This is a genomic window from Parabacteroides vesiculifaciens (genome assembly GCF_049860805.1).
Classification (GTDB): Bacteria; Bacteroidota; Bacteroidia; order Bacteroidales; family Tannerellaceae; genus Parabacteroides.
The window spans coordinates 90,500-102,768 of record NZ_CP187555.1; the positions used below are offsets into that span (position 1 = coordinate 90,500).

Annotated in this window: 8 protein-coding genes and 1 pseudogene; 4 read left to right on the forward strand and 5 right to left on the reverse strand. The window is 36.7% G+C overall.

Annotation, left to right across the window (positions count from 1 at the left end):
• Positions 1-89: 89 nt before the first annotated feature.
• A pseudogene (locus ACPYIV_RS00400) lies at positions 90-236 on the reverse strand (alcohol dehydrogenase); the annotation flags it as partial.
• 1,432 nt (positions 237-1,668) lie between these two features.
• Between ACPYIV_RS00400 and ACPYIV_RS00405 the strand changes: the two are divergent.
• The 4 genes from ACPYIV_RS00405 to ACPYIV_RS00420 all read left to right on the forward strand — a co-directional run bounded on the left by ACPYIV_RS00405 (position 1,669) and on the right by ACPYIV_RS00420 (position 6,349).
• Positions 1,669-3,042: an ATP-binding protein gene (locus ACPYIV_RS00405; protein ID WP_425884967.1), complete on the forward strand. Its 1,374-nt coding sequence runs from the start codon at positions 1,669-1,671 to the stop codon at positions 3,040-3,042.
• 907 nt (positions 3,043-3,949) lie between these two features.
• Positions 3,950-5,341, forward strand: coding sequence for an ATP-binding protein (locus tag ACPYIV_RS00410; protein ID WP_425884969.1), 1,392 nt, complete (start codon positions 3,950-3,952; stop codon positions 5,339-5,341).
• A 17-nt stretch (positions 5,342-5,358) separates the two neighbouring features.
• A complete protein-coding gene (locus ACPYIV_RS00415) occupies positions 5,359-5,976 on the forward strand; it encodes a hypothetical protein (RefSeq protein WP_032539502.1) in 618 nt (205 codons plus the stop codon).
• Positions 5,977-6,073: 97 nt separating this feature from the next.
• A complete protein-coding gene (locus tag ACPYIV_RS00420) occupies positions 6,074-6,349 on the forward strand; it encodes a hypothetical protein (protein ID WP_425884971.1) in 276 nt (91 codons plus the stop codon).
• 132 nt (positions 6,350-6,481) lie between these two features.
• On the opposite strand, the gene ACPYIV_RS00425 is transcribed toward ACPYIV_RS00420, so the two are convergent.
• The 4 genes from ACPYIV_RS00425 to ACPYIV_RS00440 form a co-directional block, all read right to left on the reverse strand.
• Positions 6,482-9,907 carry an HD domain-containing protein gene (locus ACPYIV_RS00425; RefSeq protein WP_425884973.1) on the reverse strand — a complete coding sequence of 1,142 codons (3,426 nt, stop codon included), beginning with the start codon at positions 9,905-9,907 and terminating at the stop codon, positions 6,482-6,484.
• A gap of 19 nt (positions 9,908-9,926) precedes the next feature.
• Complete coding sequence (locus tag ACPYIV_RS00430) at positions 9,927-10,604, reverse strand: hypothetical protein (protein WP_286335201.1); 678 nt, start codon at positions 10,602-10,604, stop codon at positions 9,927-9,929.
• Positions 10,605-10,609: 5 nt separating this feature from the next.
• A complete protein-coding gene (locus tag ACPYIV_RS00435) occupies positions 10,610-11,650 on the reverse strand; it encodes a toprim domain-containing protein (protein WP_425884976.1) in 1,041 nt (346 codons plus the stop codon).
• A gap of 317 nt (positions 11,651-11,967) precedes the next feature.
• Positions 11,968-12,189, reverse strand: a complete 222-nt coding sequence (locus tag ACPYIV_RS00440; protein WP_121772242.1) for an antitoxin VbhA family protein — start codon at positions 12,187-12,189, stop codon at positions 11,968-11,970.
• Between the last annotated feature and the right edge of the window lie 80 nt (positions 12,190-12,269).

Sequence of the window (12,269 nt, forward strand, 5' to 3'; positions counted from 1 at the left end):
AAGTCTTTTAATAAATAGCAACTTTGATGATACCGTCCGGTTTGTTCTCAAAAACACGATAGGCCTCCCCAATCAATTTCTTCCCATACATGTCCGACTGTTGTTCCGGGTACTGCGCGCGGTACACTTCCGTGCTTGATGTGCAGGTCACTGGTGCAGATGCTATTCAAGGTCACACGCACGATCGCATCCCGTGCATCCGTAATTTTCGGTTTCGTTTTTTCTTTTAAACCAAATCATCCATCATCAAGTTTTTGAAGAACAGGATTAAGAAAGTCATATCTGAGTTCACCCGATATTTCATGTAGCAAGATCCCTTCTGATTATCAAAATTGAAGAAAAGAGTGCATATCCTTTTTGTAATAAGCGTCCATCTTTTTACCTCAAAGCATCCACTCTCGATTCGTCGGCTGCAGAACCGGATAGCCTAAAGTTGGCAAGAAGTGAAACCGTCTTTTTGAAATGTTAAATCATACAAGAACCTCCCCTAAAAGGTAAATGTGTATATTTGTTTGTTATCCAGTGTTTTATATTATTGCAAGTTTCTTAAAAAATATTACCCGCAGGGGTAATTTGAAATAGATGGGGTAGAAAACCAATTTTTATGCGCTACTGTTTCGATTTGGACCAACGGGTATTTCGGGAAACTGTACAAGAAGCCGGGGATGGCAATGAAAATAATGTGTCAATTGGATAATGTGCCAATAGAAGAAATGCGAACGCCATAAATCATCATCGTTTTTCCATCAAGGGAGTTTGTATGTTACTGCCTGATTTGTTGCAAATATATTTCATTTACTGTCGTTTTGGTTTGTTTTGGATCATTTTACTAACATACATATTCGTGTTTTTATGCTTTTTAGCCTAAAGACTGCTTGTTCTTGCGCCTTTTTCTTCAAATCATCTAAATGATTTTTCAAATGATCTGAATGCTTTAGGAAAAACATTTGGATGTTTTAGGTAAACCATCCTGATGAATCCGGAAAATCATTTAGATGATTTTGCCAGGCGAACTGAAACAAAAGAAAAAGGAATCGTGAGAAGGCTACCGAAAGCACTTAAATACTATTTTAACCCTTCACAAGGCTTATAGCGAAGATTTTTTCTAATTGACGCTTTGACAGAAATCCGCACTTTTGGCCGACACTCCTGTTCATTCTTCTGCACTATTCCGGTTTCCCGGCGATAGAAAATAAACTTTCCATTGATCCGAAAAACAAAATGACAATCACAAACTCTATTTCCTTGTCCTATTTGCATTCATCTGCCATGACGGACGCATACGGACGAATCTGAGGATGGCAAATCTGACATTTTAACAAATTGTCTTTTTGGATATATACAACACTGAATGGTTGGAAAAAATAGGGCCTGTTTCCATTAAATATCGGGTGATACCATATCTGGTTCAATGCCTTTACGCACATTGCGCTAATTGGCACGAACCAACGCATTGTAAAAATACCAAGAATGTTCAGCAAATAAATCATTATTCACATCAAAGCCGATACTTCTATGATGTAGTGTATTAAACTGGTTGATTGTTAGCGTATTATCGGTTGATAGATAGGCGCTTCTAAAATGCTTCTATTAGGATAAAAACAGGACTTGAAATTTTGTATTATGCTGGAAAATCATTATGTTTGTAATGCATAATGAATAAGGCGTATGAAATTCGTTGATAGAATAGATGAAGCAGCACGTTTGAAGGATGCTCTTGCGAGAGAGAAGTCCTCGTTAGTTGTGATGTACGGTCGCAGACGATTGGGAAAGTCAACGCTTATCAAAAGAATGTTGTCGGACAATGATGTTTATTTTCTCGCCGACCGTTCCGAAGGCCAACATCAGAGAATGTTGCTTGCTAAAGTGATAGCACAAGTGTTTCCAGATTTCGATAAGTTGACATATCCGGATTGGGAGTCTATGTTTCGTGCGGTTACTTATCGAACAGATAAACGTTTTACATTATGCTTGGATGAATTTCCGTATCTTGTGGAGCAATCTCCAGAGTTGTCGTCTGTTTTGCAGAAATTTGTTGACGAGAAACAACTGAAGTATAACCTTGTGCTTTGTGGTTCATCACAAAATATGATGTATGGGTTGTTCCTTGATTCTACTGCACCTTTATATGGCCGTGCTGATGAGATAATGAAGCTTGCACCGATACGTTTACCGTATATTCAAGAGGCTTTGAGTCTTAATGCGATGAACGCCATTGAAGAGTATGCTGTATGGGGAGGTGTGCCACGTTATTGGGAACTAAGGAAAAACAGAAACTCGCTTGATGATGCGTTGTGGCACAATATCCTTTCTGTGAATGGCACTCTTTACGAAGAGCCTATAAAACTATTTCAAGATGATGTTAAGGATATTGTCAAGACTTCGACAATAATGTCTTATATCGGTACTGGCGCAAACCGTCTTTCTGAGATTGCTGCACGATGTAATGAACCGGCAACAAATCTATCACGACCATTAAAGAAACTTATCGATCTCAGATTCTTGGAGAAAGATGTTCCGTTTGGGATTGATGAAAAGAATGCGAAAAAGAGTCTTTACAAGATAGCCGATCCGTTTATGGCATTTTACTATCAGTTTGTCGTTCCTAACCGTTCGTTTATTGAACTTGATCGTCGCTTGCCGATTGAACAGGCTTTGAACGCTCATTTCTCTGAATATGTGAGTATGCAATGGGAAAAATTATGCCGGGATGCTGTAACAGGTAATCTTGTCAATGGAGTAGTTTATGGCAAGGCAAAACGTTGGTGGGGTCCTGTTCTCAATGAGGATAAGAAACCTGAACAGGTCGAATTTGATGTAATGGCAGAATCACTTGATAAGAAGTATCTGTTGGTCGGCGAATGCAAATGGACAACAGGGGAGAATGGTAAACAGCTAACAGCCGAACTTCTCCGTAAAGCGAATCTATTGCCGTTTGCCAAGGATTATATTATTGTTCCGATGCTGTTTCTTAAGAATGCTCCGAAAGATGATGTAGGGAATACCATGTTGCCAGGAGATGTAGTCGGGTTAATGAGGTAACAAATTCGTCATTGTGTTGGGTAGGTGAAAGGCTGGCAAGAGTTGGCTGTATAATTAGTATTTCTGAAGAAATGGATATGTTTGCCGGAGGTTGTAGGAGGTAGCATTTATAAAGCTGATAGTTATTATGTTGGCTCTTCTGCTGAAGGGGAGAAATAGTTTTTGGTCGATTGTTATCATGTTTTCAATAAGGTAATAATCAAGAAAGTTTGTATCAAGTTTGTAAGCGGCGTTAAAACCATATTCGCCGTTTTGAAGTTCAACAACCCGCTTGGCTCTGATAGTTTCTGCGAGTTGAAACGTCTGTCGGTTCTGTTGCTGTTTTCGATTTGAACAACAAAATGACAACAAAAAATGATAAAACGAATATAATCAATGAAAAATTATAGACTCAATTTGATGTTAGTTGAGATGTTGATTTATTAGTAGTTATCTATCATTAATTATATCCGTTTTATATGTGAATTGATTAAAAATTCTTACTTTATTTGCCGATGCAGCATATTTACATCACTGATTATCAGTGACCATTCATTTTAATCGGTACAACCTCTGTTTTGACAAATACACAGAATGTGGGAACAAATGCAAACCGTTGTATTTCACGGTTTTGCATATACGTGTTGTACCGCCTCTTTTCAGCCCTTTTGTGGAATGTCCGCTATCAGATACAAGGTATTGAGTGATAGGGTATTTCCATAGGTGTGTTACAGAACGCTTGTTGAATACAAAGGTAGTGGTTTTCTTGGGATTTCTGTGGTTTGCACCAGATTTTTGCACGAAAAATATATGATTGGCTTGAAAAAATGTAGCTACATGTGATTTATTCGTTTGGAAAAGTGTATTGGTTTGAATGTTATTCGCTGGGAAAAGTGTAACTTTGCCATTGGAAGAATATGATTGCGCTATGCTTAAAAGGAAAATAGAAACATATTTAGCTAAGTGGAAAGAGTCTGAGGATAGAAAGCCCCTTGTGATAAAAGGTATCCGCCAATGTGGAAAGACATACATTGTTCAGAAATTCGCAAGAGAGAATTATGAGAGTGTGGTCTATATGAACTTCATACTTGAACCGGATAAGAAGTCCGCTTTTACGGGCAATATAGATGTCGATACCATTATTCTCAACCTATCTGCTTTGATTCAAGGTAGTCGTTTCATAGAGGAGAAAACCTGCATTATCCTTGACGAGATTCAGGAGTGCAAAGAAGCGAGGACAGCCTTAAAGTCATTTCATATAGACGGGCGTTTCGATGTGATTGCTACTGGTTCTCTTTTGGGAGTGAAAGGCTACGGAAAAAGCAAGAAGAAAAACGAAGAGGAGGGGCAAGATTCCGTTCCTGTCGGATACGAAACCGTGATAGATATGTATCCGTTGGACTTTGAGGAATTTCTATGGGCAAACGGAATAGGTGAGGCGGTTATTGATTCTGTCAAATCATGCTTTGAAAACGAAAAGGTTGTTCCCGATGGAATTCACAAGGCAATGATGGAGCTGTTGTATAGGTATGTCATAGTCGGAGGTCTGCCGGAAGTGGTGAACTGCTTTCTTGAAACCAAGAATATCGAACTTATATATAAGGCGCAGCGCAATCTTATTGCCGAGTACGAAGAGGATATGGTTAAATATGTGGATGATGCGGACAAACCTAACATCCGAGAATGTTTTGAATCTATTCCGAAACAATTAGCCAAAGAGAACAAGAAATTCCAGTATTCCATCGTCAAGAAGGGTGGAAGGGCTTCGCAATACATCGGTAGCATCCAATGGTTGGAGGATGCCGGGATAGTCCGTAGATGCTATAACACGCAGATTACAGAACTGCCGTTAGAAGGTAATTCTATTAAAGAGTGTTTCAAGGTATATACTACCGATATAGGTATCCTTATGGCAATGCTTGATTATGGAATACAGGCAGATATTTTGAAGGGGAATCTTCTTGGATACAAAGGAGCTATCTTTGAGAATCTGATGGCTGATTTCTTATGCAAGTCCGGGCAAAAGCTATACTACTTCCATAAGGATAGCGGGCTTGAGTTGGACTTTTTGGTAAAATTCAAAGGTGAATGCGTTATCCTTGAAGTCAAGGCAAAGTCGGGAAAGGCAAAAAGTATGACTACGGTTCTGAAGAACAAGGATGTGTATCATGTCAAGAATGCAATTAAGTTGGGACAATATAATGTAGGATGTGAGGGAGATGTACTCACCATTCCGCTTTATATGGGATTCCTTATTGAGGATAAGCTTGCGGATGTTATCATTCCTGATGTTGATTTAAGTTTATTGACTACCATTTAATTATAAATAAAGACATTATGGCAAAGCAGATATTAGTTGGAATTAAAGAGCAAGATTTGAACGAGGTTGCTCACTACCTTATGATATACCTCCCATACAAAGAGGATTTGTGTAGTTATACCGATAATTGGTTGGGTGAACTTTATGAAAACAAGTACCCTTTGGTATCTAAGGGGATGTGGTCAGCTATAATTGACTTGAAAACGCATAAGCTCTTGAATTGGAAGCAAGAGTATGGAAGTTTGTATTTTCAAGCCAAGATATGCGATAGCGGAACCTATTTCTTGCTTGATAAAGACAAAAAGGTGGTATGTAAAATTGCCGATTATGTGCCTAATGGTTTAATACCGGAAGCGGATGATTGTGGGGATTATATACGCCTAAGAATCAACTATGACGGCACGATAGAAAATTGGCCTGAGGAGCCAGACTTTTCCGATTTTATAGAGGGGGCTGGAATCGTTGAGAAAATTGATACGAGCATTGAAGAAGAACCTATATTTGATACCAAAGTTGAGTTTACTTATAGCCAGCTGATGACAAAGTTACTTCGTCTTCCTAAATATCTACAGATGGAGATAGGAAAAGCACTGATTGCTAATGCGTCAGAAGGGTTTGAGGAGGAAGAAGAATAGTATTGACTGAACATATTTTATAAGACAATTATTATGGATACATTAAATCTAACCAAAATAGCATCATTGTTCATCCTAACTTTAATAGAAAGAGATGATGGACAAAAGAAACAAATTTTGGAGACGCCAACAAATGGCTCGTGTGTTTAAGGCTCGCATGGTTCTTTATGCCGCTTATGGGTATTGTATTATTCGTGAGGATGGAAGCTATTATGAACACCCTCATTGGTTTGAGTTGGCAAAAGACAAATGGGCACAAGTATACAAAACGACAGGTACTCCGTGTAGCTGTTGGATGTGTAGAGGATTTGAATATGATCGCAAGGAGTATAAGAAAGAAACTTTGCGGATTATTCGGGAATCAATGGAGTAGTTTAATGAGGACTGAATCTATACATGAATGATATAGGTTCAGTCCCTGATTTCATAACTTATTGACTAAGCTCCTTGATTACGAAACAGCTTCTGCTTCAAACACGAAGATTTGCAATAAACTTCGATAACCTTATCTACTCAGATAATTCTTAACATCGTCAAAAAACTCAGAGTCAAGTTTGTGGGTATTATTATAGAAAAATCTAACTGAAATATCTGATTTTATCAGTTTTGAATTGACGGAATTCAGATAATGTTTGAGTTTGCCAAGCTCAGAGAATAACCACCAATGCTTGTCGCTCATCCATAGACAAATGAATGGGCAACTATGAGAATCTCCATTTCGTTTGCACATATTTGAACAGCAGGGTTCATCATCTTTCCCTACCTTAAATTCTAGGCATTTATATTCTGTATCGTTCTTTGGAATCTTATTTTTTCTACGTTTGGTAAGTTCTGCTTGAAATCCTCTGCAACACTCTTTATGCACTTCTATATTTGCAAGAATCTCTGCATTTAAGAAAATATCAAGATGTATCAGTTCTTGGATAGGTTGATCTGTTAGTTCCTTTTCATTAATGATTTCGTAATCAACATCCAATTCATATCGCTCAGTTATCAGATGGGAAATCCAATGGTATCGTGAAACCGGACTCATCTGCGAACGATTTTGCTTCAGTAAGAAATAATCTATTCTATCATTTGCCAAGTCGAGCAAGTCTGCCAAACGTATGAGAATCATCATGTACTTCAAGCTGATTAACTCTTCCTTCGCTGAAGATTTCATTTCATATACATCTGTTGTATTCCATCCATGACTATCGGATATTGTAGCTATTGTTTCAGCTTCAAGCTCTGATAGGAAAGACAACATATCTTCTTGCCAATGACGGATAAACATAGCACTTTCATATGCGTGAGGTGTACGCACACGGTTCTCAAAGAAGTCAAAAATATCTTGAAATACCTCAATCAAAGACAATCCCATCTCTTTCCTAATCCGATGAATCTCGTCCATTGCGAATTTGTTTGATTTATAGGCATTGTCAACTTTTTTGTTAAATGTCAACATACGATTAAGCCACTTACTGATTAATTGTTCAGACTTGACATTAGAATCGTTAAACGAGGATACACTCGGATGTATAACCATGCTTATATCATGTAGATAACATGCATTAAATAGCAAGAAGAAATCATTAGCCTTCAAATTCAAAAAATCCACATTATTCACGAGCCTAACTACATTCTTTATTAGATTGATAGCGTGCTCGTGATTGTGTAATGTATAAGCATTCAAGAATTTGGAACCATTATGCCAAAGGCTTTTAACAAGTCTATGTGTTTGGATTAATCGGTCAATCTTTTCAGGATCTTGAATCTTTTGCCGGTATATACCGAGCCCTTCAAGAATTCCGAGATCTATATCCATCCTCTCGTTCAAATCTTTTGGATCAAGAGATCTCACAAACTCAAAGAAATCGCAAATTTTCAAACGATAATTCCTGAGCATTGAAATAATTCTTAACTCATAGTATTTTATTGGCTTAATGTCAGACCTCAAAATTGATAGATTATCTCCAGATTGAATGTTGCAAGCGAATGAGAAACAGCAATTCAAAATTTTACGTCTGAAGTTCTCTGAATTTCTGAAAACAAACTCGCACCAAGAAGGAAATCCTGTTTTTGAATTAAGACATGGATTTCCGGAATCAGACACTCCTGTGATTGAATTTAGGAATGGGAACAATTCCCACACATCATTGGCATTATAAGATGTATTCTTTATAGCCTCAACAAATCTTTCAGAGTTACGGAAAGGACGTACACTTCGCACAACACGCGAAAGGGATTCATATTCGTCCACAGTGGCAACATCTGCACTGCATAACATCGAACTGATTCTATGGTAATACAAGTATTTATCAGACCTATGAGTGCTGCAATTATATTTTGACAGAGCGATATCATATTGTTGAATTTTGGCGCAGAAACCTTTTTTTTCACTGAAAGGCATATCTCTTAGAATCAACTCAAATTCAGATTTGAATATTTCTTCCTCAAAGACCTCAAATAAAACATTAATTAGTTCTTTTGAAGTCTTGTCCTGAGATGTAACATCGTCAATCTTGAATGTTTCGTAGAACTTCGCTTTTAGCTCCTTATCATATTTCCCATTCAAAAGAATTTGCAGTTTTCTTTGTCTAAATAGAAAATATCGTTTGTATCGTCTGAGCCACTTAAGTCGTTCTTCACCATAAGAATTATCTCCAAGTTTAGTTCTTTTCGAACGGAGTTTATTTATCTCAAGATTAACGACATCCTGTAAAGCCGTTAGCTTTTTCAAGGCTACGTTATCGTCAACTTCATCAATATTTCCCTTTATCCATCCGCCCATTGACACAGGTCGTTGAACTAGAAACAGACCATCCATACCTTTAAAAGAGTCATTTATATCACAAATTGTACTCTTTCCATTAGGATGAAACTGTATGTTATAATTTATATCCATTGCTTGTGACAGTAAATCCTGACCTATAACTGGATATTCCTCCCAATCTTTTTTGGCTTCAGTAACCGAATTATTGAGTCTTTGGATTAATTCTCCAAATAAATCCGAATTAATGTTTTTGGCAAATACGACTGAATCATCCACATAGAAATACGAGTCTGAATCCATTAATTTATCGACATGACTCATACAATCAGCGACTTCTATCATGCATAAATTACCAAAAAAGTATGATTGTGGTAGTCCTTGCGCTATTCCCCGGACAGGATAGAAACCGTTAACCGATTTTACATTGTTATGTTGTTCCTTATAATATACATCTTTCCATTCCCGGAGGTTTTCCTCGGGAATTTTAAAATATAGAAGTTTAGATATAATGGTCTTCAGACACTTTTTATCAGTATCGTCTTTATATTTACTCGAAACAGCATTCCAAATAAAATTCAGAATCTTCAAAGGATTGATAGATGGGAAAAAGTCTTTAAGGTCAAAACTTATTTCTTTATCATATTCGCGTGTCTTGGAATATTCCCGACAGCGAGTCGTTACTATTTGAGAATATTGGCGGTATTTCTCTGTCCAATTCATAAAGATACTACCTATATTACAACTTGGAATATTACCATAGAAATTATGAGGTAGCATACGTGATAATTCCGATAGATTCCGTTTCCCATTAGAATCGTCAAACATTAAAGGCATAAGCATTGATGCCATACAAATCTGATTGACGAGGCTAGCCGTGTGCAATGGGCGATACTCCACAACTGTATTTCCTTCGGAACTCAGTTTCTTGATTTTAAAGAAAACATTGACTTCTAGCAATTCGTTTTCATCGTCAAGTAATTGGGTTAGAGTTTTCTTACATTTTTCAATAGTATCAGAAACAATGCCATTAAAGTCATATTTATCCCTTAGCCGAAGAAATGTATCCAGATCTTCGGGGCTAAGCAAATCACGCTCTGATATATATGACTCCATAGCAAAAATTGCCTTATAGATATTCTCCTCTGATAGTATTTGTTCTCTTAATTTGGTGCTCATAATTCTATGTGTACTAATTTTATTTTGACGATAATGTCTGTATTAATCGATTAAGCTCTGAGAATGCCTTATATAAGTCGCTCTGTAGTCCGCTCCCATCGCTTTTGCCACACTCAAATGTACCCTTATCAACTCTTATACAAAAGTCGTATTTTTGGGGCATTTCTCTAAATAACCTATCAAAGTTATCCATGTTAATATTCACATTGTAAATAACATCCTTTGATAACGTAATATTAAGAATTTCTCCAAATTCAACAGCGATCTGCTGGTCCAGTTTGATAATAGGAAGAACTTTGATGTCAGATATAACTGCGTTCAGGAATTTACACCATTGTCCAAGCATATTATCAAATGATTGTATGTTGTCTTTAAAATATCCAAACCCATATTTGAAATGATGATTCGAAGCAATGTATAGAAGAAGGCCGTTCATATAATCATACTTGGCGTTTTTCCTTCGCTCTATCTGATTTTCCAAATCATAATCCATCAATAAATTCAAGAATAATAGCTTCTCTACTCTATGTCTTACCTCTCTCTCTTTAGGCGATGACTGTACTCCTTCATCAATCATACCTATCTCATCTACATCCATTGATTGGGCATTACTATTGATGAACAATTTGTATAACACCTCTCTATTCAAGTCCTTAAATAAAACTTGTTCGAGATTGCTGGGGTATATGTTTTCCATATTGTTTAATCCTTTGTAGTCTTTAGATAATAATCGCAAAAATCTTTAACACCGCTTGGAAGTTTAATTCTTTTTACTTCGCACCCGAATCTGAGCATAAGTCGATATAACTTTATGAAAGCATCATTTCCTGCCTTATCTTGGTCAGCTATCATATAAAGATTATAGCTTTTTAGTTTGGTAAGGTCTTCAGTTGGTAACGAAGTCGCACTAGGAAGTGCTACACTATTATAACCTACTGATAACATGGCTAAACAGTCAGTTATGCCCTCAGTAATAAAAAGTCTTGCACCATGTTGCATTGATTTCAAAATAGGGAGGTTATATAATCTAATTGATGAGCCACATATTCTTTTAAATCTTGGTATGTGAAAATCTGGATTATCTTTTCCCAAATATCGAGTCTGCAAACCTATTAGATTATTACTCTCATCATAGTAAGGAATGATTAATGAGGGTGCATCAATAGTTAGATATTTTCCATTTGATGTTAAAATCTTCGCTGTTTTTAATCGATCTATTCCGAATCGAACTTGTATTATATCTTTTAAACTATTCACACCATCAATAGAATGAATCTTGGAGAACTCAATTACATCACTTTTAATGTTTCTCTGATTTCGTAAAAAATTAATTCCGGCCTTTGTCAGGATTGTGTGTTCCATTATAAATTCAGCAACCTCTCGATCGAAAAGAGGTGAAACGTCATTAGTTGATTCCCTTCGTGGTAGATTTATAACAGAATCTTTCCATTTTGCAGACCGTCTTTCAACAGAAGGGATGTGAACACCATATTCATTAGCCAGAATTATACAAGCCTCAACGAAAGATACTGAAAATTTTTCTTGAATAAAAGTTATTGCGTCTCCTCCTATATCGCATGAAAAGCATTTCCAATGATTATTTCTAAAGCCAAGACTTGCAATACGGTCATTATGCTTAAAACAATGAGCCATATGTTTTTTGACATCAAGTCCAAAGCGTTTGGCAGCATCTTCACAGTTAATTTCGTGAAGTTGTCTAATTATTTCATCCGGTATTCTCATTTTGATATTTATTTAAATTTTTAGATACCTATTCGGGAATAGATGAGCTAACCAATATTTATACTTTTCTCGGTATCTGTTTGTGCATCTCGACGCAAGAGCAAGGGAGGAGATCCTTCGACTGCGCTCAGGATGACAGATAGTCTGTCAACTCAATGAATGCACAAATTCATCCCGATTGAAGTATAAACTAAACTATTATGAGGGTTATTACTTATTCGGTGTAACTTTTTACTATATCAGTGTGATGATTCTGATCTTTTAGCCATTCGAAAATATCGAATAACTGAAATGCAACAATATTGTATGTGAGTATTTTAGTCATTTCTTAGTCGTTTTTGTGCGTAATGCTCTTCTATCATTTTATTGACTTCATCCATTGATATTTCTCCCTCTATATGTTTACGTGCCATTTCAATAAGGAAGCCTGAAACCGTGAGATTATCAACAGCCTGTAAACCAATAGATGTTCGCCAAAGTTTGGCACGTTCACGTTTATCTACGTTTTCATCATTTAAGTATTCGTCAAATATATGCATGATCTTATTTGTTCTTTTTGAGTTTTATGCCCAAAATTGAGCTACGTATGATGCAAAAGTACAAAAACGATCCCGATTAT

What these genes read in the sequence shown, in the direction of transcription:
- ACPYIV_RS00420 (WP_425884971.1), top strand. Translation starts at nt 6,074, where the DNA reads ATGGACAAAAGAAACAAATTTTGGAGACGCCAACAAATGGCTCGTGTG.
- ACPYIV_RS00415 (WP_032539502.1), top strand. Translation starts at nt 5,359, where the DNA reads ATGGCAAAGCAGATATTAGTTGGAATTAAAGAGCAAGATTTGAACGAG.
- ACPYIV_RS00425 (WP_425884973.1), bottom strand. Translation starts at nt 9,907, where the DNA reads ATGAGCACCAAATTAAGAGAACAAATACTATCAGAGGAGAATATCTAT.
- ACPYIV_RS00440 (WP_121772242.1), bottom strand. Translation starts at nt 12,189, where the DNA reads ATGCATATATTTGACGAATACTTAAATGATGAAAACGTAGATAAACGT.
- ACPYIV_RS00410 (WP_425884969.1), top strand. Translation starts at nt 3,950, where the DNA reads ATGCTTAAAAGGAAAATAGAAACATATTTAGCTAAGTGGAAAGAGTCT.
- ACPYIV_RS00405 (WP_425884967.1), top strand. Translation starts at nt 1,669, where the DNA reads ATGAAATTCGTTGATAGAATAGATGAAGCAGCACGTTTGAAGGATGCT.
- ACPYIV_RS00430 (WP_286335201.1), bottom strand. Translation starts at nt 10,604, where the DNA reads ATGGAAAACATATACCCCAGCAATCTCGAACAAGTTTTATTTAAGGAC.
- ACPYIV_RS00435 (WP_425884976.1), bottom strand. Translation starts at nt 11,650, where the DNA reads ATGAGAATACCGGATGAAATAATTAGACAACTTCACGAAATTAACTGT.